This is a genomic window from Saccharopolyspora sp. NPDC002578 (assembly GCF_053592695.1).
In genome coordinates this window covers 21678-40368 of sequence record NZ_JBSFWJ010000060.1, presented here as the reverse complement: position 1 = coordinate 40368, position 18691 = coordinate 21678, and the positions used below count along the sequence as shown (strand labels likewise).

Annotated in this window: 18 protein-coding genes; 8 read left to right on the top strand and 10 right to left on the bottom strand. The window is 69.7% G+C overall.

The window, feature by feature from the left end:
* Positions 1 to 135: 135 nt before the first annotated feature.
* From ACWD38_RS23445 to ACWD38_RS23415, 7 genes are all read right to left on the bottom strand, one after another.
* Positions 136 to 306, bottom strand: a complete 171-nt coding sequence (locus tag ACWD38_RS23445; RefSeq protein ID WP_450124907.1) for a hypothetical protein — start codon at positions 304 to 306, stop codon at positions 136 to 138.
* A gap of 444 nt (positions 307 to 750) precedes the next feature.
* Complete coding sequence (locus ACWD38_RS23440) at positions 751 to 999, bottom strand: hypothetical protein (protein ID WP_184476485.1); 249 nt, start codon at positions 997 to 999, stop codon at positions 751 to 753.
* Positions 996 to 1541, bottom strand: coding sequence for a hypothetical protein (locus ACWD38_RS23435; protein WP_184476483.1), 546 nt, complete (start codon positions 1539 to 1541; stop codon positions 996 to 998). Before ACWD38_RS23435 ends, ACWD38_RS23440 begins: the two co-directional genes overlap by 4 nt.
* 775 nt (positions 1542 to 2316) lie before the next feature.
* A complete protein-coding gene (locus tag ACWD38_RS23430; RefSeq protein ID WP_184476481.1) occupies positions 2317 to 2952 on the bottom strand; it encodes an ATP/GTP-binding protein in 636 nt (211 codons plus the stop codon).
* A complete protein-coding gene (locus ACWD38_RS23425) occupies positions 2933 to 3790 on the bottom strand; it encodes a DUF742 domain-containing protein (RefSeq protein WP_450124906.1) in 858 nt (285 codons plus the stop codon). Before ACWD38_RS23425 ends, ACWD38_RS23430 begins: the two co-directional genes overlap by 20 nt.
* A 4-nt stretch (positions 3791 to 3794) precedes the next feature.
* The gene (locus tag ACWD38_RS23420) at positions 3795 to 4241 is read right to left on the bottom strand and encodes a roadblock/LC7 domain-containing protein (protein WP_184476479.1); all 447 of its coding nucleotides are present in this window, start codon (positions 4239 to 4241) and stop codon (positions 3795 to 3797) included.
* Positions 4242 to 4405: 164 nt separating this feature from the next.
* Positions 4406 to 7759, bottom strand: a complete 3354-nt coding sequence (locus tag ACWD38_RS23415; RefSeq protein ID WP_450124905.1) for a sensor histidine kinase — start codon at positions 7757 to 7759, stop codon at positions 4406 to 4408.
* A gap of 725 nt (positions 7760 to 8484) precedes the next feature.
* On the opposite strand from ACWD38_RS23415, the gene ACWD38_RS23410 reads away from it, so the two are divergent.
* The 3 genes from ACWD38_RS23410 (at position 8485) to ACWD38_RS23400 (ending at position 11634) form a co-directional block, all read left to right on the top strand.
* Complete coding sequence (locus ACWD38_RS23410; protein WP_450124904.1) at positions 8485 to 8925, top strand: DUF485 domain-containing protein; 441 nt, start codon at positions 8485 to 8487, stop codon at positions 8923 to 8925.
* Between the two features lie 8 nt (positions 8926 to 8933).
* Entirely contained in the window at positions 8934 to 10547 is a 1614-nt protein-coding gene (locus ACWD38_RS23405; protein WP_425503598.1) for a solute symporter family protein, read from the top strand.
* A gap of 724 nt (positions 10548 to 11271) precedes the next feature.
* Positions 11272 to 11634, top strand: a complete 363-nt coding sequence (locus tag ACWD38_RS23400) for an SH3 domain-containing protein (RefSeq protein ID WP_184476473.1) — start codon at positions 11272 to 11274, stop codon at positions 11632 to 11634.
* A 15-nt stretch (positions 11635 to 11649) separates the two neighbouring features.
* On the opposite strand, the gene ACWD38_RS23395 is transcribed toward ACWD38_RS23400, so the two are convergent.
* On the bottom strand, positions 11650 to 11928 hold the full coding sequence (locus ACWD38_RS23395; protein WP_184476471.1) for a YrhK family protein: 279 nt from the start codon (positions 11926 to 11928) through the stop codon (positions 11650 to 11652).
* A gap of 229 nt (positions 11929 to 12157) precedes the next feature.
* On the opposite strand from ACWD38_RS23395, the gene ACWD38_RS23390 reads away from it, so the two are divergent.
* From ACWD38_RS23390 to ACWD38_RS23370, 5 genes are all read left to right on the top strand, one after another.
* Entirely contained in the window at positions 12158 to 13186 is a 1029-nt protein-coding gene (locus tag ACWD38_RS23390; protein WP_184476469.1) for an alcohol dehydrogenase catalytic domain-containing protein, read from the top strand.
* 24 nt (positions 13187 to 13210) lie between these two features.
* Entirely contained in the window at positions 13211 to 14263 is a 1053-nt protein-coding gene (locus ACWD38_RS23385; RefSeq protein ID WP_184476467.1) for an amidohydrolase family protein, read from the top strand.
* Entirely contained in the window at positions 14260 to 14970 is a 711-nt protein-coding gene (locus tag ACWD38_RS23380) for an iron-sulfur cluster assembly protein (RefSeq protein WP_450124903.1), read from the top strand. The genes ACWD38_RS23385 and ACWD38_RS23380 overlap by 4 nt, the downstream gene beginning before the upstream one ends.
* Positions 14971 to 14975: 5 nt before the next feature.
* Complete coding sequence (locus tag ACWD38_RS23375; RefSeq protein WP_184476463.1) at positions 14976 to 15797, top strand: IclR family transcriptional regulator; 822 nt, start codon at positions 14976 to 14978, stop codon at positions 15795 to 15797.
* A gap of 187 nt (positions 15798 to 15984) precedes the next feature.
* Entirely contained in the window at positions 15985 to 16413 is a 429-nt protein-coding gene (locus ACWD38_RS23370; protein WP_450124902.1) for a peptidase inhibitor family I36 protein, read from the top strand.
* A gap of 113 nt (positions 16414 to 16526) precedes the next feature.
* Here the strand turns inward: ACWD38_RS23370 and ACWD38_RS23365 are convergent, their stop codons facing one another.
* The gene (locus ACWD38_RS23365) at positions 16527 to 17702 is read right to left on the bottom strand and encodes a glycosyltransferase family 4 protein (RefSeq protein ID WP_184476459.1); all 1176 of its coding nucleotides are present in this window, start codon (positions 17700 to 17702) and stop codon (positions 16527 to 16529) included.
* Positions 17699 to 18688, bottom strand: a complete 990-nt coding sequence (locus ACWD38_RS23360; RefSeq protein ID WP_450124901.1) for an alpha/beta fold hydrolase — start codon at positions 18686 to 18688, stop codon at positions 17699 to 17701. Before ACWD38_RS23360 ends, ACWD38_RS23365 begins: the two co-directional genes overlap by 4 nt.
* Positions 18689 to 18691: the final 3 nt, after the last annotated feature.

Here is an 18691-nt window from a genome sequence, read left to right as displayed (position 1 = left end):
GACCACCGGCGGGTTCTCAGTCGTCTTCTCGCGAGGACAGCTTTTTCCCTCGTGGCGGAGCCACTTGGGAAAAAGATCCCGCAGCGAGAAGACGACTGAGGTTCCGCGGAGCGACCCACTACGCAGGAGGTCCCATCAGAGAACATCCCAGGCGCCGAGGCCGAGGCCTCGGCATGTCCAGCAGTCCTCTTCGACGGGTGGTGGCGCGGCCGGGTCGGCTTGGACGATCCCGGTGCCCGCGCAATCCGCGCACCAGGACCATTCCGCGGGCAGTTCCGCGGCGGGCGCGTGCAGCAGCACTTTCACCGCGCACCTCCTGTTCTGCCGGGCCCGCTTGCTCGACCCGCGCGTGGGGAACGAACGCCTCCCGGTCAGGTCTACGCACGGCGCTTTGCCGACCGGGGTCGTCCGCGTAACGTTCGCCGAAATTCCCGCGTCGCCGCACCAGCGGGAAGGGGCCGGTTCCGACCGGACGCCACCGCGTTCGCCGCGGGGCGCTCGGGCCGGGCGGCTCCGCGCCGACCGGCCCGTGGAACGCAGCGCCAGTCCCCGCCGCACCGCATCGGCGAGTCCTGGAACGAATCGCGCTGTCCGCCACCGCCCCCGCCGGCTCGACGCTCGGAACCGCGGCCGGGCAGGGGCGGGACCGGATGAATGAGCTTCGAAACCGACTCCCCGAATCCGGGGGCGAATTGGCGTTCGGCGAATTCGACGCGGACGCCGGAATGCGGATTCCTGCGGGTGGCGCACTCAGCGCACGCCACGTCCCGCATTCGCTCTGATCCATTTGCGGGCCTGCACCCGAACGTCCTGGTCGTCGATCCAGTCGATGCCGACCGGCAGGCAGTCGACCAGGTTGTCGTCGCTGTGCGAACCGCGCGCGTCACCGCGGTGCACGGTGATCATTCCGGAACCGCGCCCCCAGCGGAACGTGTACGCCTCCCGCGAGGAGACCCGTTCGAAGTGCCAGGCCATCGGCAGGTGCTTCTTGCCGTTCATCGCGCACCTCCCGGGAAGCGGGAGCCGCGCGGCGTCGGCGAATTCGGGACGCAGCCGCCGGCGCGGGGCCGCGGAATGCGGGACAGCACGTCGGGCGGCGCCGAATCGTGCGACGACGCGGACGGTTCCGCCGCTTCCGGCGGCGGGTCAGGCTCGGATTCCGGATGCCGCCGAGCCCGGTGGGCGTGCGGCGGAATGCCGAAGTGCACCGGAAAACCGGCCGCCATCGGGGATCCGCGAGCCCCGTGCGCGGGCAGTGCCAGCAAGGCCAGCACCACCTCGTCCACCGGCCCGTCGCGGCGCCACAGCGCCGGCGGATCGGGGAGTTCCAGGTCCGAGACCCGATATCGAGCCGCGACCGCGTCGTCGGCCGCATAGGTGAGGTACGTGTCCATCACCCCGTTCTCCACGCGGAATCCTTGCAGCACGAACTCGTCTTCCTGCCCGGTGGGCAGGTGCCGGAAGCGAAACCCCGCACGGACGCTGGCTCGAATCGCCGCCAAGTGCGAATGAAAGAGCGCGTCGAAGTCCACAGTGGCCACCTTTCGCCGAATCTCCTTGCATGAAGCGGAAAGCCATCTGGCACAACGCGGCACACCCCCCGAAGAAGATCTTGGGCGGACAGCCGATCCTGCTGGTTCAGATGATCTTAAGAAGTGGAAGTAACGACCACGGGCCGCTATTAAAGAATGCTAGCCGCCCGATAACGATCCGCGCACTCTTTCAATTGGGTGAATATCCGAGCGCGAAACCACCGCCGAGTTCCGCTCTTTCGTCCACAACGGACGGTATTCCACAAGTGCGTTAACCAGCCCGAATCCGGAACGGATCGCTTGAAAAGCCCGGCTGTGGCAGCGAAAACGCGATCACGGCGTTCGGCGGCACCGTCCCGCGCGCACCGCCCGCCGGGACCGTCCGGATCGATCCTCGACGCGTCCGGATCGAAGATCCACTAGCCATGGTGGACAGTCCCACCGGCGACGCTCGCGTCTCCACCTCGGCGAGGCGCGGAAATCCCCGCGCCGCCACGGCATTCCGTCCCGCGCGGACGAGACCGCCGAGGCACCGGACGCGGCTGCGACGAGCGCCGGAAAACACCCGTGGTGCCGCCTGGTCCCTCCCGTGCGGCCCCAGAACCCACGGCGCCCCGCTGCACTGCCGGAACGCCCCGCGCAACGGCGAGCGCGCCGCTGAGCGGGAAAACCGCTCCAACGGCGCGCTCGCCAGGAAAATCTTCAGTTGTGCCACGACCACCGGTGGACCCGTCCACCGGGAATCCCGGCCGACGGCGGGAAAACCGATCGGCCGGGGGCGGGCTCACCTCGGCGGCTGCTGGCCGCCCTGCTGCTGCCAGTGCCGCATCGCGTGCTGCACCAAGGCGATCAGCGCCTGCTTCGTGGACTGCTGGTCCCGGGCGTCGCACGGCCCGATCGGCACGTGCGGCCCGATCGCCATGGCCTCCCGGATCTCCTCCATGCGGTGCTGCAGGTCGCCGTTGAAAGCGTTCACCGCGATCAGGTACGGCAAACCGCGATCCTCGAAGAAGTCCACAGCGGAGAACGAATCCGCCAGCCTGCGGGTGTCGACCAGCACGACCGCGCCGATCGCGCCCTTGACCAGGTCATCCCACATGAACCAGAAGCGCTGCTGCCCGGGGGTGCCGAACAGGTACAGGATCAGATCCGAATCCAGCGAGATGCGGCCGAAGTCCATCGCGACCGTCGTACTTCTCTTGTCCGGTGTGGCCGCGAGGTCGTCCACGCCCGCGCTGGCCTCCGTCATCACCGCCTCGGTGGTCAGCGGGACGATCTCGGAAACGGAACCGACGAACGTCGTCTTCCCGACACCGAAGCCGCCCGCGACGACGATCTTCGCCGAGGTGGTGGCACCGCGCTGGGGGGCAACCGGCCCCCGAGCGCCTCCTTGGGGAGCTCTAAAGCCGACGGAGTCCACTCAATACCCTTTCCATCAACAACAGGTGTGGTGCGCTACCGCTTTCGGTGACCGTCTGGTGCACGGTCACCATCCCCAGTTCCGCCATGTCGGCCAGCAACACCCTAGCCACCCCGATCGGAACGGAAAGCAGCGCTCCGACTTCGGCTACCGACCTGGGATGCCGGCACAGTTCGGCGATCGACTCGTGTTCCATCCGCCCCGTCGAGCCAGGCCGGAAGGCCTCGCTCGTGGACACGAGCGTCTCCATCTGCAGCTCGTAGTTCGACCTGGTCCGACCGCCGGTCCAGGTGTACGAGCGAATGGCCGCGGGGGCGTCCGCCGACGGTTCCGGTTCCGGGACCGGAGCGTCGAACGCCCCCCTGGACTGTCCGCTCACCGGATTCCCTCCCCCCCGATCGGGCCCTCCTGGGGCCGGCCGATCGGGCCTTCCCTGGGCCGGTGCCCCGACGTTCCACGGGGCCGAACTTCCGGCCCGCGAATCGAAATCCGCACGCTCCCCCCAGCCCTCGTCCGGGTCCCGGTACGACGGCGCCTGCGTCTCCCACTCCAGATCCGGTGCATCGAACGGATCCCGCCCGTCGAACACGTCCGCGGGCGGGCGAGCCGTCGGACGCCGAGCCTGCGGAGGGGCCGGCGGGGGCTGCGACGCGCCCGCGTCCCCCTGCTGACCCGCGTCCTGCTCGGCGGCCGGTTCGTCCACCGGATCCCCCTTCTTGCGGCGGCCGCGCCTTCCCCGGCCGCTGTCGAAGGTGAAACCGTTCATCACGTCGGCGAAGCTGCTCGCGTCCGGCTCGTCCCGTCTTCGGTCCTGCTCGCCGAACCCCGATTCGCTCATCGCGTCACCTCACCGCGGCCGGCCGGGAGAACGGATTTCTCGCGCCCTGCAACTGGTGCCGCAACTCCGGGGTGAGGATCTGCCCGACGCGCTCCACCAGCATGGCCATTTCGTACGCGATCAGGCCCATGTCGCACTGCGGCGCGGCCAACGCCGTGATGCAGGACCCGTCGCTGATGCCCATCTGGATCAGCGTGCCGTACTGCATCTCCACGATGGTCTCGGTGACCTCACCGGCCTCGAAGCACTTCGCGGCTCCGTTGGTGAGGCTGAGCAGACCGGACGAGACCGCGGCGAGCTGATCCGCCCGGTCCTGGGGCAGGTTGGCCGAAGCGGTCAGCAGCAGTCCATCGGCGGACACCACGATCGCGTGCGCCACACCGGCGACTCGCTGGGTGAAGTCCGTGACCAGCCACCCGAACCGCCGGGACATCGTCTCCTGGGGAGTCATGCAACCTCCTGGCTTGTGGTCGTGGAATCGCCGATGTCGGTCCGGACGACTCCATGTTGCCGAATCGGTGGAACCGGACGCGGTCTTCCCGCGCCCTCAGTGGCCTGGCTAGAACTCCTTCTGACATCGAGGCTCATCCGCAGCCGAGCAACGCATGTGTCCTCCTACGATTCGTCCGGCAGCCGATGCCTGCCGCGCTCGACACCCGACTGGAAACTGGACAACCTGCCGCGCAACGCGCTCGCGTCCCGCTCGAACCGCTGGCCTTCCGGCCTGGCCGGGCCCGTGCCCGCGCTGCCCGGGGCCAACTGGGCCTTCGGCGTGCGCCGGGGCAGCCCGGACTCGGTGAACGAGGTGGGGTTCGAGGTCGTCGCCGCCTCGACCTGCTTCCACGACTCGTCGGTCGCGAAGCTCCAGCCGCCGTTGCCGTTGCCGTTGCCGTTGCCGTTCGCCGGTGCCGGGTCGCCGTTGCTCGCGGAGTCCGTGATCCAGCTGGAACTCCCGCCGCCCGTCGCCTCCTGCTCGCCGGTGGAGGGTCCGGACGCGGCGTTGTCCTGCGACGACGTCATGGGGCCCTTCCTCCCGAATCGCAGGCCGCCTTGCAGGTCGGCCAGTCTGCGGCTCAACTCCTGCGGGCTGCGCTCGGCGGGCGCACCCGCCGCGGCGGCGTCGATCGTCGCCGTCCCGCCGGTCGAGTCCACCTGATCGGGGCCCGGTTCGTCCAGATCTCCGATGCCAAGAGGATCGTTCTCGTCCACGTGCACGGCCGACCGGTCGCGGGTCTCGCGGCGCGGCAGGCCGGACTCGGTGAACCCGGAACCGCCCTCGGCCGCCGCGGCCTCCGCCTCGGCCTCCTCCGCGGAATCCGCGGTGAACGACCAGGAACCGCTGTCCATGATGGACGTCGCCTGCTCGTCGTCACCGGGCCATCCCTGCGCACCGCCCGCGGATTCCTCCTCGCCCTCGATGGGCTGGAACCACTGGGTGGAGACCTCTTCGAAGATCGGCGACGGTCCGTCGTCCGACGCGGGCCGGTCCTCGATCGCCGGCGGCCACGCCAGGTCCGACGAGGTCCAGTCCGAGGAGAAGTCGTAGGACTCGCCCTGGTCCTGCTCCGGGATCTCCACCGGCGTGAACAGGCTTCCCGCGGGCTCGCTCGACGCGGCGTCCTCGCGCTGCGAGGGCCCCACCAGCCCGGCAGCGGGTTCCCGCTTGGGCAGCGGGGAACTCGTCAGGCCGTCACCGGCCGCGGTGAGGAATCCGGTGTTGAACGTGTTCGGCCCGGTCTCGCCGGATTCCGCGGTGCTGAAACCGGTTTCGGCCGCCGTGCCGAAGCCCGTCTCAGCAGTGCTGAAGCCGGTCTCGCCGGTGCTGAAACCGTTTTCAGCCGTGCTGAATCCGGTCTCACCGGCGCTGGAACCGGAGTCCCCGCCACTGGTGCTCCACACGAAACCGGTGTCGTCGGACTGCTGCGGCGCGGCGTCGCCGAACGCCCCGGCCGAGTGCGGGCCGGTCCCGAACGAACCGGAAGTGGGCAGATCGTGGTGCGCCACCCCGTTGCGCTGCCCGCCCATCGCCGGGGCGGGCGGTGCCGCGGGGGCACCGGCGACGACATGCTCGGCGGGCACGACCACAGTGGCCCGCACGCCGTCCACATCGGGCCCGCCGTGCAGCCGCACGCCGACGCCGTGGCGCAACGCGAGCCGGGCCACGACGAACAGGCCCATCCGGCGCGAGGTGGCCAGGTCGTTCTCGTCGACCCTGGACAACCGCTCGTTCGCCGCGGCGAGCTCCTGGTCGCCCATGCCGATGCCCTCGTCGAGCACGTCCACGGTGATCGACCCGTCGCCCGCCTGGTAGCTGGAGACGGTGACCGAGGTGTCCGGCGCGGAGAAGTTCGCGGCGTTGTCCATCAGCTCGGCCATCAGCCGCACCAGGTCGCTGGCCGCGTGGCCCAGCAGCCGCACCTGCGGCGGCGGCTGCACGACCACCCGCGGGTACTGCTCGATCTCGGAGACGGCGGCGCGGAGCATGTCGCCCAGCTCGGTGGGCCGCACGAACCGCCGCGCCAGGTCGCTGCCGGAGAGCACCATGAGGTTCTCGTTGTTGCGGCGCATCCGGGTCGCCAAGTGGTCCAGCTGGAACAGCCTGGACAGCTGGTCCGGGTCCTCTTCGTCCTGCTCCAGCTGCTCGAACAGGCGCAGCTGGCGCTCCAGCAGGCCCTGGCTCCGGCGGGAGACGCCGACGAACGACTCGCTGTAGCCGTGCCGCAGCGAGGCCTGCTCGGCGGCGAGCCGCAGCGCCTGCCGCTGCACCTCGTCGAAGGCGCGGGCGACCTGCCCGACCTCCTCGGTGGTCCGCACCGGCAGCGGCGGGAGGTCGGCGACCTCTTCACCGGCCCGGATGCCGGCGACCGCTTCCGGCAGTTCGTGCTGGGCGGCGTCGAGCGCGCCGTGGCGCAGCGTGCGCAGCGAACCGAGCAGCTGCCGGGTGATCGCGGTGATGACCGCGGCCGCGACCAGCAGCGACGCCAGCAGCATCGCCGAGTCCCAGCCCGCCGCGTTGCCCGCGTCCTCGCGCAGCGTGGAGGCTCCGGTGCGGACCTCGGCGGCGAGGTCGTTGTGACCGTCGTCGATGAGCATGACGACCTGGTCGGAGATGCCGTTCCACTGCTCCGGAGTGGCCGGGAACGGGCCACCGCTCATGCCGGCCATCAAGATCTGCGTGAGCATCGTGTTGCGCTGCACGATCTCGGGACCCTGCGTCGTCTGGTCCAGCCGCTCCTGCCAGTGCCGGGCGACCGTGGCGCGCGCGTCCGCGATCTTGGAGATCAGCCGCGCGCGGGATCCCTGCAGCGCGTCGACGGACTGCGGCGCGAGCTGCCCCTGGGAGAGTCCGCTGAGCACCCAGGCCTGCTGGAGCCGGACCTCCTCCATCATGGAGAGCATGTCCTGCAGCGCCGAGGCGGTGCTGGCCAGCGTCGGTTCGGACACGGTGCTCGTCAGCGCGCGGTCCAGGGACAGCACCGTGGTGATCGCCGTGCTGTAGGCGTTGATGGTGTCCGGAGTCGACAGCGATTCGCGCCGGACCGCTTCGCGCGCTTCGTTGAGCTTGTCGAGGGCGGCGTGCACCTCGTCGTGGCGGTCTTCGACGACCTGGCCGAACTCGGCGGCGGCGTGCCCGGACCCGTGGCCGAGTTCCTCGTCCACGGCGGCGAAGGCCTTGTCGACCTCGGCGATCTGGCGGTCGAGCTCGGCGGCGTTGTTGGTCAGGACGGCGGCGTTGCGCTCGTCCTGCAGCGCGGCCACGAGCGGCTCGACCCGTTGCGCGCTGTCGAGGACGTGGGAGACGCGCTCGTACTCGTTGGCCTGCTCGACCTGCCAGCGGATCTGGGAGATGCCGAGACCCACCGCGAAGATCACGGGCACCAGCACGACCGCGGCGAACTTGACCGGCAGGCTCCAGTTCCGCCATTGGCGTAACGCGACTCGCCTGCGCGCAGGAGTGGGCGCCGTCACGAGCACCACCCCGGCATCGGCCGGGCGGCCGGACTCAGCGTGCGAGCTCTCTCGAGCGATCTTGGCGTCGGGGAACGGCGCATGCGTGTGATCCCGCAATCGTCGTCTGGGTTGTCGGGTGGAAAACGGTCCGGCGGCGGGCAGGCTCGCAGTCGGCGGGGCTTACTTCCAGCACAGGACCGTATCGGTACGGCGGCTCCAGCGAGACCGAGCGTTACCGAACCGATCGTTACTAGCTGTGCCGGGACTGGCGGCATTCCGGACACGGACACCTAACCGGGGCGAAGGAAGGAGAGACGGTCTGCTTTCGGTGCCTGCACTATAAACCCCGCCCCCTGGAAACTACGGAGGGCGTTTTGGGCTCAATCCACTCCGGCGAACACCGCACGTCAAGTGCGCCCGGGGTTGCTCCGGCAGTCCCGGAACGAGGAATTTTTCACTGCGCGGAAGCAGGATCGGGCTCCCGCGATGCCTGACGAGGCAGGCCGAAAACCTTCACCAGCCCTTGCCGTCGAGTGGTCGAAGTCCAACCTGTCGTGTCACGAGGGCCGGGCACGGACGGCAAAAAGTCACACTAAGTGATCGAGCCGTCATCCTGTGTGGTGACATCTCTTTTCATTGGCAGTGGAGAAGTGGTTAACTTCGCCGCCGCAAAGCTTCGACATCGCATCCACCGGGTCCCCCGAGTTCAACCGACCCGAACGTAGAACTTCCGGGAAGGAAGCATGAGCGACGCTACTCAAACAGCGATACGCGCGTATCCGCAGCACCGCGCCAGGAGGAGAACTCCGAAACCCTTCGCGGGAATCGAACGCAGCACCGACCCCGCACTGCGGAGCGGGCCGGATTACCAGGCCATCGCGGCGAGCTCCGAATTCCACGCACTCCGCCGCAAGGTGATCAGCTTCGTATTTCCGATGACCGCGTTATTCCTGCTCTGGTATCTCGGATACGTGCTCCTGGCCGCCTACCGGACCGAGTTCATGGCGACCCCCGTGTTCGGCGAGATCAACATCGGCTTGCTGCTCGGGCTCGGGCAATTCGCGTCCACAGTGCTCATCACCACCGCTTACGTCCGGTTCTCCGAACGCTTCGTCGATCCCCGGATCGACGCACTCCGCGCCGAAGTGGACGCCGCCCCGGACGTGGGTGGTGAGCGCACGTGAACCACTCGATCACCGCCCTCGCGCGGGACGCCCCCGGCGGGTCGCTGCTGCCCACCGCCGGCCCCGCGGTCAACACCGCGATCTTCGCCGGGTTCGTGCTGATCACCCTGTTCGTCGTCTACCGCGGCAGCAGCCGCAGCACCACCACCGACTACTTCGCCGCGGGCGGCTCGTTCACCGGCGCGCAGAACGGCATCGCGCTGTCCGGCGACTTCCTCTCCGCCGCCTCGTTCCTCGGCATCGCCGGAGCCATCGCCGTGCACGGCTACGACGGCTTCCTGTACTCCATCGGATTCCTGGTCGCCTGGCTGATCAACCTGCTGCTCATCGCCGAGCGGATGCGCAACACCGGCCGGTTCACGATGGGCGACGTCCTCAGCTTCCGGATGCGCCGACGCCCGGTGCGCGCCGCGGCGGCTATCTCCACGCTCGCCATCACCTTCGTCTACATGATCGCCCAGATGGCCGGCGCGGGCGGACTCGTCGCGCTGCTGCTCAACGTGCACGACGCCGGCGGCCAGGCCATCGTGATCGCCGTCGTCGGCGTGATCATGGTGCTGTACGTGCTGGTCGGCGGCATGAAGGGCACCACCTGGGTGCAGATCGTCAAGGCCGCCCTGCTGTTCGCGTGCGTCGGCCTGCTGACGATCTTCCTGATCGGCAAGTTCAGCTACGACATCTCCAAGCTGCTGACCTACGCCGCCGAGAACAACCCGAACGGCCGGGAGATCTTCGCGCCGGGCGTGCAGTACGGACTGTCCTCGATGACCAGGCTGGACTTCGTCTCGCTGTCGCTGGCGCTGGTGCTCGGCGTGGGGGGCCTGCCGCACGTCCTGATGCGCTTCTACACCGTCCCGAACGCCAAGGAGGCACGTCGCTCGGTCGTGTGGGCGGTGTGGACGATGTCGCTGTTCTACCTGTGCACCCTGATCATCGGCTACGGCGCGGCGGCGCTGGTCGGCACGCCGGCCATCCTCGACGCCCCCGGCGGGGAGAACTCCGCGGCACCGCTGCTGGCCTACCAGGTGGGCGGCACGCTGCTGCTGGGCATCGTGGCCGCCGTCGCGTTCGCGACGATCCTGGCCGTCGTCGCCGGGCTCACCCTGACCGCTTCGGCCTCGTTCGCCCACGACATCTACGCCAACATGATCCGCGACGGCGACGCCGACTCCGGCCAGGTGGTGCGGGTCGCGCGGTACACCGCGCTGGCGATCGGCGGCCTCTCCATCGCGGGCGGCATCGCCGTCAACGGCCAGAACATCGCCTTCCTGGTGGGACTCGCGTTCGCGTTCGCGGCCTCCGCGAACCTGTCCACCCTGCTGTACTCGCTGTTCTGGCGGCGGTTCAACACCGCGGGCACGTTGTGGGGGATCTACAGCGGACTGGTGTCCTGCCTGGTGCTGGTGCTGCTCTCACCGGTCGTGTCCGGTTCGCCCGACTCGATCTTCCCCGGTGTGGACTTCGCGCTGTTCCCGCTGCGCAATCCGGGCATCGTGTCGATCCCGATCTCCTTCCTGTTCGCCGCGATCGGCACGCTGTTCAGCGAGGAGACCGCCGACCACGAGCGGCGGGCCGAGATGGAGGTCCGCTCGCTGACCGGGATCGGCGCCGAGAAGGGCTGACCAGCGTCCACGCGGGTGCCGGGGCGTGCACGCGAGCGCCCCGGCACCCGCCCGCCGATACCCCGTCCGAATGTTCCGCCAGGTCAGCACCGCGAAATGCGGTCGAATCGCCGCGAATTCCCGCCAGAATCGCCGGTTCGCGGTGGCGTAGTCCTCATGGACGAGCGCGGCGCTCGAATCCGACGCACTCCGCGACCGGTAGTCCCGGATAGCGTGGAATCCGCTCATCCCATCCGGCGCGGGTGCACCGCATGTACGTGACGCCGTGTCGCGTGCGGTTCAACGACGGGTGGCGGCACTCCCGGCACAAGCCCGGCCGCACCGCGAGTCCGTCCCACAGGTCCACATCGGTCATCGATTCCTCCCGTTCGGTGGCTCGCCCCGCGACGGGCGGAGTTCCGCGCGCCGCGGATCCTATCCACCGGACTCCCCCGCGAAGCCGGTCACGCACCGCTGGACCCCGTCCACCACATCGGCACATCGTGGGCACTGAAGTGGGTATCCGCATCGCGCACCGTAATCCGGCCGCGAATTCTTTTCAGAGTTCCGCACGATCCGGAGCATTCATCGAAGCACTCGATCGGACACTCCCTGCGAAGCGGCTCCGGCCGATAAAATGGGAAGTGCGTTCGATTGATTCGGCTACGGGGAAACGTCGGAACGATCTATTCGCGAACTCCCGGCCGGGGGCGTTCGACCTGGCTGCGGGAGTCAGGGGGAACTCATGCACACGATCCGGAATGCCGTGATCGCCGGGGTGGCCGCACTCGTGCTGCCGATGAACGGCCTGGCGACCGGTGTGGCGCACTTCGTGTTCGAATTCGGCCATCGGCTCGCCGAACTGAGCCGGGAGGCCGGGGTGGACCGCTACGGGGACTTCCGGACGCCCGGCGTCAACCTGCGGGCCGGTCCGGGCACCTCGTCGGTCGTGCTCGGCGTCGGCAATCCCGGCGACCAGGTGCGGCTGCGCAGGCAGGTCGTCGGCGAGCACGTCACCTGCCCCGGCGGGGCGCGGGACGACACCTGGTGGCAGCTGCTCGACCGCCGCACCCGGGTCACCGGCTACGTCAGCGCCTGCTACCTGTGAGCGGGCCGCCCGCCGTCAGAACTCCTGGGACGACTCGTGGGGCGTCGCGGGCCCGAAGCGGCGCAGGTGCAGGTGCCGGGACAGCCGCAGCGCCGGGCGGATCGCCGGCTCGACGCTGCCCAGCAGGAACATCCAGGTGCCCGCCGTAGCGGTGTAGTCGTGGAAGAACAGCACGCTGCCCGCGATGAACCAGAGCGCGATGAGCATGTCGTTGCCGATGCCGAGCAGCTCGTAGCGGCGCCGCACCACCAGCTCGTCGTTCCCGATCCGCACCTTCCAGCCGATCTCGCCCATGGCGGGAGTGTCCCCGTGGCCCACTCCCGGCACAGCCCGGCGCGCGCTCCTCCGGCACCCGCCGGCGCGTGGCGTTCGGCCGCCGCCGACTCCGCTGAACCGCTCAAGGCCCTTGGTCCGCCAGGTCGCGGACCTGCCGTTATCAGCATCTGACAACGGCTCTTTCCGCCGTCGGGACGCTCCGGCCACGCTGTGAAGCAGGACACAGCTCAACGGAGAGGAGTCCCTCGTGCGAGCCGTCAGAGTGCACGCATACGGCGAGAGACCCGCGGTCGAATCGGTGCCCGATCCGGTCGTGCGGGAACCGCTGGACGTGCTGGTCGAAGTCGGCGCGGCAGGCGTGTGCCGCACCGACCTGCACATCATCGAAGGCCAGTGGGCCGGCAAGAGCGGCGTCGCGCTGCCCTACGTCATCGGTCACGAGAACGCCGGCACCGTCCGCGAGGTCGGCGCCGCCGTCAGCAACGTGCGCCCCGGCGACAAGGTCATCCTGCACCCGCTGGTCACCTGCGGGCTGTGCCGGGCGTGCCGCAGCGGGGACGACGTGCACTGCGAGAACTCGCTGTTCCCCGGCATCGACACCGACGGCGGGATGGCGGAGCTGCTGCGCACCAACGCCCGCTCGGTGGTCAAGCTCGACGACGGTCTGGAACCGGCCGACGTGGCCGCGCTGGCCGACGCCGGGCTCACCGCCTACCACGCGGTGCGCAAAGCGGTCCCGCTGCTCTACCCGGGCACGCACGTGGTGATGATCGGCGCGGGCGGCCTCGGCCACATCGGGTTGCAGTCGCTCGTGGCGCTGAGCCCCGCCGAGATCACCGTCGTGGACCGGTCGCCCGAGGCGCTCGCGCTCGCCGCGGAACTCGGCGCGCACCACACCGTGGCCGCCGACGGGAACCACGTCGACGCCGTCCGGGACATCACCGGCGGCAAGGGCGCCCACGTGGTCCTCGACTTCGTCGGCGAGAACGGCACCGAAGCCGACGGCGTCGCCATGACCAGGGACGCCGGTTCGTACTTCGTCATCGGCTACGGCGGGCGGGTCGACGTGCCCACCATCGACATCATCTCCCGCGAGATCAACGTGATCGGCAACCTCGTCGGCTCCTACAACGACCTCGACGAGCTGATGACGCTGACCGCGCAGGGGAAGGTCTCGCTGCGCACCCGCACCTACCCGCTCGACGCCGCGCTGGACGCCCTCGACGACCTCGACGCCGGACGCATTCCCGGTGGCCGCGCCATTCTCGTTCCCTGATCCGTCCCGCCACGGAGGTTCGCCATGTACGAAAAAGACGGCACCAAGTACTTCATCGTCGACAGCCACATCCACGCGTGGGACGGGACCCCGGCCAACCAGGCCAACCGCTACGGCGAGGGCTTCCTGAACTGCTTCTACGACTACCACCGCAACCTCAGCCCCGAATCCGAGCTGTGGACCCACGAGCAGTTCCAGAAGCAGAGCGAGGAGAAGATCCTCCACGACCTGTTCGAAGTGGGCTACGTCGACAAGGCCATCTTCCAGCCGACCTACCTCACCGACTTCTTCGTCAACGGCTTCAACACCACCGAGCAGGACGGCGTGCTCGCGGAGAAGCACCCGGACAAGTTCATCGTCAACGGCGGCTGGGACCCGCGCGACGGCGAAGCCGGGCTGGGCGCCCTGGAACGGCTCGCCGAACGGTGGCAGCTCAAGGGGACGAAGCTCTACACCGCCGAGTGGAAGGGCGAGTCGAAGGGCTGGAAGCTGACCGACCCGTGGTCCTACCGCTACCTGGAGAAGTGCCAGGAACTGGGCATCCGCAACATCCACATCCACAAGGGACCGACGATCTACCCGCTCAACCGGGACGCTTTCGACGTGGCCGACGTCGACGACGTGGCCTCGGCGTTCCCCGAGCTGAACTTCATCGTGGAGCACGTGGGCCTGCCGCGGCTGGAGGACTTCTGCTGGATCGCGACCCAGGAGCCCAACGTCTACGGCGGACTGGCGGTGGCGATGGCCTTCATGAACCACCGGCCGCGCTACTTCGCCCAGATCATCGGCGAGCTGCTGTTCTGGCTGGACGAGAACCGGATCACCTTCTCCAGCGACTACGCGATCTGGACGCCGAAGTGGCTGGTGGAGCAGTTCGTCGACTTCCAGATCCCGGAGGACATGCAGTCCGAGTACGGAGTGCTCACCACCGACGTCAAGCGCAAGATCCTCGGCTTGAACGCCGCGCGGCTCTACGACATCGAGGTGCCCGCCGAGATGCGCGCCGCCGAGCCGGAGATCCCCACCGGGCGCGAGCCGGTCGCCTCGGAGCTGAACAAGGAGGCGATGTCGTCATGACCACCGCCGTGAGCCTGGAAACGGAGGTGTGGCGGGCGCTGGGCACCGTGCTCGACCCGGAGCTCGACCAGCCCGTCACCGAGCTGGACTTCGTGGCCGGGACGGAGGTCGACGGCGAAGAGGTGCACGTCGACCTGCGGCTGCCGACGTACTTCTGCGCGCCGAACTTCGCCTATTTGATGGTCGCCGACGCGCACGACGCGGTGGCCGAGCTGCCCGGCGTGCGGCGGGTGCGGGTGCGGTTGCTGGACCACTTCGCCTCCGAGGAGATCAACGCGGGGGTCGCGGCCGGGGACGGCTTCGACGCGGCGTTCCCCGGCCTGGCCGCCGGCGAGCTCGATGAGCTGCGCCGCACGTTCCTGCGCAAGGCGCACCTGGCCTACCAGGAACAGGTCGCCCAGCAGCTGCTCCGCGAGGGCACCGAGCTGGCCGACCTGGTCGAGGTGCGGCTCGGCGGCCTCCAGCCGAGCACCGCGCTGGACCGGCTGCGCAGGCGGCGGGACCAGCTCGGACTGCCGTCCGGGCCGGACGCGCTGCTGCTGGTCGACGAGCACGGCGACGCCGTCCCCGTCGAGGGCCTCTCGGCCCGCCTGCGGTTCGCGCGCACGACACGCGTCAGCATCGAGGGCAATGCCGGTTGGTGTCGTGGCCTGCTCGACACCCGGTACGGATCGGGCGGGACGGCCGCCCGGTCTGGCCTACATTGAGAACCATGAGCGCGCTGCCCACCGGCGGACGGGACCCGCAGCACAACGGCGCCAAGGCGCCGTCGGGAACCCTGCAGTCGGTGGGCCGCGCGCTGCGGGTGCTGGAGACCATCGCGGCCTCGCCGTGCGGGGTCACCGCGAAGCGGCTCGCCGCGGAGCTCGACCTGACCTTGCCGACGACCTACCACCTGCTCACGACGTTGGTGGAGGCCGGGCACGTGGTGCACCTGACCGACCAGCACGTGTTCGCGCTCGGGTACAAGGCCCGGTTCCTCGGGCAGGCGCTGTCGCGGCAGCTCGCGGTGCAGCCGGAGATCGCCGGGGCGATCCGGCGGTTGCACCAGCACGCCGACGCGGCCGCGTACTACGCGATCTACCGGGACACCGAGGTCGTCATCGCGCACGTGGAGGATTCCGATCGGCGGCCCCGGGTGCAGCCGTTGGACGTGGGCTTCCACCAGGCCTCGCACGCGACGGCGTTCGGCAAGATCATGCTCGCGGCGATGGAGCCGCAGCAGCGGGCGCGCTACCTGGAGCAGGCGGGGATGGTCCCGTGCACTCCGTCGACGATCCGCACCCCCGCCGCGCTGGAGGAACACCTCTCGCACGTGCGGCAGTCGCAGATCGCGCTGGAGATCGCGGAGTTCCAGCCGGGGCTGGCGTGCATGGCCTCACCGGTGTTCGATCCGGCGGGCTGCGTGACCGCGTCGGTGGCCATCTCGTTGCCGATCGCGGAGTTCCGCGCCCGGCGGTGGGCGGTGGAGCGCGCCGTGCGGCAGGGCGCGGTCCGGGTCACGCGCTCGCTGGTCACCAGTTCCGCGGGCTGAGCAGGGATTTCCGGTTCGCCGCCAGATCACCGGCGGCGAACCGGAAATCCACTCGGTCGGGGTGTATCCAGTTGAAGTGCTGGCGCTCTGATCCCGGTTTCGGGAATCTGGATTTCGTCAGGGCCGCGAAGACGGCCCGGAAGACGATTCCCTCGTTGATTTCCCTTGCCGTGAAAGGTGATCGCTCATGCACGCCGCCACTTCTGAGATCAGGTCCGCGCGTTCGCGAAATCGTCCACTGTGGATTTCACGACGATCCGCGCTGGCCCCGGCGCTCGCGTTCGGGATCGCGCTCAGCGCCCTCGGCGGAGCCGTCGCGCAAGCGGGCCCGGCCGAGCCGATTCCGTGCCAGGACGGGTCTTTCTGCGCTTATCCGCACATCGAGTACCGGGGTGAACCGCACCGGGCGGAGCTGCGCACGACGGCGCTCGAAGAATGCGTCGCGCTGCCACCGCAGCCGGAGGCGAAATCGTTCGTCAACCAGACCGGAAAACCCGTGACGGTGTACCAGGATCCGATGTGCGACACGCACGCCGAATTCTCGACCTATCCGCCGGGTTCCTTCGTTCCCCGGTCCGAGTACGTGGCGCGCGCCATCAAGGTCTGGCCACGCTGATCACCGTCGGCCGTCCCGCCGGGAGCGTCGCTGCTCGATCCTCGCCCTGCCGGTGGCGGAACCACCGCGGTTCCGCCACCCGCAGCGCCGCGCGGATCACCCACGGGAACTCCTCAGGACGCCGACTCCTCGGGCGGCACGGGTCGACCCGGCACCAGCACGCGCAACAACTGCCGGGCCGATCGGTCCCAGGTGAACCCGGCCGCCTGCTCGCGGCCGCGGCGCACCGATTCCGCTCGCCGCTCGGGGTCGTCGTCCACCTCGCGGACGGCCGCCGCGAAAGCCGTGGCGTCACCGGCGGGGAAGAACCGGGCGTGGCCACCGGTCACCTCGCGGAAGATGTCCAGATCGCTGCACACGACAGGAGTTCCGGCATGCATCGCCTCGATGATCGGCAATCCGAAACCCTCGTCCCGCGAGGCGGTGACCAGGGCGGTCGCCCGGCGCAGCAGCGTCCGGTACGCCTCCTCCTCGATGCCGTTCCAGAACACCACGTCCGATCCGGACGGCACCAGCGCGCGCAGCTCGGCCTCCCGGGCCGGGGCGATCCGGCTCAGCAGGTGCAGGCGGTACCCGGGCAGCGAGCCCATGCCCGCCAGCAGCGTCTCCACGTCCTTGTAGGGCATGAACGAACCCATGTAGACGAGGTCCCGGACCTGGCCCACCGGCCCCTGCTCGGCACCGTCCTGGTCCGGCTCCGGAGGCTCGGAGGGCGCGTTGCGCACGACCGTCACGGGCCGCCGGGTGAGCCGGTGGCGCCCGATCAACCGCCGCGTGGTCTCGCTGACGGTGACCACCGCGTCGGCGCGGTTCAGCAGCAGCCGCTGCGGCCAGTAGGCGCGGTGGTACAGCCGCCAGATCGCCCGCACGGGCACGGGCAGGAAGCCCGGCGGCTCCGGGTGCCGGTAGTAGATCAGGTCGTGCAACGTGAGCACGAGCCGGTAGCGGCGGCCGACACCACCGATGACCTGCATCGGGCTGAAGACCACGTCGGCGCCCAGCGCGTGCAGCCTGCGCGAGACGACGAGCTCCCGCACCGAGAACGGGCTGTTGATCTTGATGTGCGGCACGCCCGCGGGCAGCAGCGCGAGCTGGCGCTCGTCGTGGATCAGCATCGTCACCGGGTGCAGGACGTGCAGCGCCTCGATCAGCCCGGCCCCGAAGCGGCTGATCCCGTCGTGCGCGTCGGTCCTGGTCCACCGGGCGTCGACGAACACTCGCGGGGACCGCCCGTCGACCACGTCGGCGGCGCCGGTGGTCTCGGCCGCGTCGGTGGGGCGTGCGCTCATGCCTCTCCCAAGAAGCGGTCGATCTCCGCCGCGGCGGCGGCCGGGGTCTCGTAGTGCACGAGGTGGCCGACGCCCGGGATGATCACCAGTTCGGCGTCCGGCAGCCCCGCGACGAGTTCGCGCTGGCCGGCGACCGGCGCGATCTCGTCGGACTCGCCCGCGACCAGCAGGGTCGGCAACGCCAGCGCAGCGCGGTAGTCCGCGACCGTGCCGGTCACCGAAGCTTCGTAGGTCTCGCTCAGCAGCTGCGGGCTGTGGAACCGGCTGAAGTGCCGCAGATGGCTCTCGTGCACGAAACGGCGCACCTGCGGATCACGGGTCCGCAGCATCGCCTGGCCCGCCGCCCGCACCACCAACCGGTTCGCCAGCAGCAGCCGGCCCAGCCGCGCGGGCAACGCCGTGCCCAGCGTGTAGTACAGCGAGGTCAGCCGGGACAGCATCACCCTCGGCCCGTGCAACGCCGGGGTCGAGATCGGATTCACCAGCACCAGCCGTGCCACCGACTCCGGAACACAGGACACGACATGAGCCGCGACCATCGAACCGAACGAGTGCCCGAGCAGCACCACCGGCCGCTGTCTCCCGCCGAGCCGTTCGATCAGCTCGACGATCACGGCGGCGTAGCCGGCGACGTCGTGCGCGCGGTCGGTCATCGGACCCGAGTCCCCGAAACCAGGCAGGTCTGGAACGACCACGGTGCGACCGGGCAGCCGCTCGACTATCGGTTCCAGCCCGTGGTGGGTACCGCGCAGCCCGTGCACCATGACGATCAGCGGATCTCCGCCGGTCTCATCGGCATCGGCGCCGGGCTCCGGCACCGCGTTCCCCGGAGCTCCGGAGCCCCGGGGCTCCGGGGCCTCGCCCGCGCCGGCGCGGTAGATCCAGAAGTGCAGGTCAGAACCCTGGATGCGCTCCACGCGCAGCTCGGCGCCCAGGGCCGGTTCCGGCGGGACCGCGGAGTCGCGGGTCAGTGGTCTGCTGGTCATGGC

What these genes read in the sequence shown, in the direction of transcription:
- ACWD38_RS23440 (WP_184476485.1), bottom strand. Translation starts at nt 999, where the DNA reads ATGAACGGCAAGAAGCACCTGCCGATGGCCTGGCACTTCGAACGGGTC.
- ACWD38_RS23425 (WP_450124906.1), bottom strand. Translation starts at nt 3,790, where the DNA reads ATGAGCGAATCGGGGTTCGGCGAGCAGGACCGAAGACGGGACGAGCCG.
- ACWD38_RS23420 (WP_184476479.1), bottom strand. Translation starts at nt 4,241, where the DNA reads ATGACTCCCCAGGAGACGATGTCCCGGCGGTTCGGGTGGCTGGTCACG.
- ACWD38_RS23410 (WP_450124904.1), top strand. Translation starts at nt 8,485, where the DNA reads ATGAGCGACGCTACTCAAACAGCGATACGCGCGTATCCGCAGCACCGC.
- ACWD38_RS23400 (WP_184476473.1), top strand. Translation starts at nt 11,272, where the DNA reads ATGCACACGATCCGGAATGCCGTGATCGCCGGGGTGGCCGCACTCGTG.
- ACWD38_RS23395 (WP_184476471.1), bottom strand. Translation starts at nt 11,928, where the DNA reads ATGGGCGAGATCGGCTGGAAGGTGCGGATCGGGAACGACGAGCTGGTG.
- ACWD38_RS23385 (WP_184476467.1), top strand. Translation starts at nt 13,211, where the DNA reads ATGTACGAAAAAGACGGCACCAAGTACTTCATCGTCGACAGCCACATC.
- ACWD38_RS23380 (WP_450124903.1), top strand. Translation starts at nt 14,260, where the DNA reads ATGACCACCGCCGTGAGCCTGGAAACGGAGGTGTGGCGGGCGCTGGGC.
- ACWD38_RS23375 (WP_184476463.1), top strand. Translation starts at nt 14,976, where the DNA reads ATGAGCGCGCTGCCCACCGGCGGACGGGACCCGCAGCACAACGGCGCC.
- ACWD38_RS23370 (WP_450124902.1), top strand. Translation starts at nt 15,985, where the DNA reads ATGCACGCCGCCACTTCTGAGATCAGGTCCGCGCGTTCGCGAAATCGT.
- ACWD38_RS23365 (WP_184476459.1), bottom strand. Translation starts at nt 17,702, where the DNA reads ATGAGCGCACGCCCCACCGACGCGGCCGAGACCACCGGCGCCGCCGAC.
- ACWD38_RS23360 (WP_450124901.1), bottom strand. Translation starts at nt 18,688, where the DNA reads ATGACCAGCAGACCACTGACCCGCGACTCCGCGGTCCCGCCGGAACCG.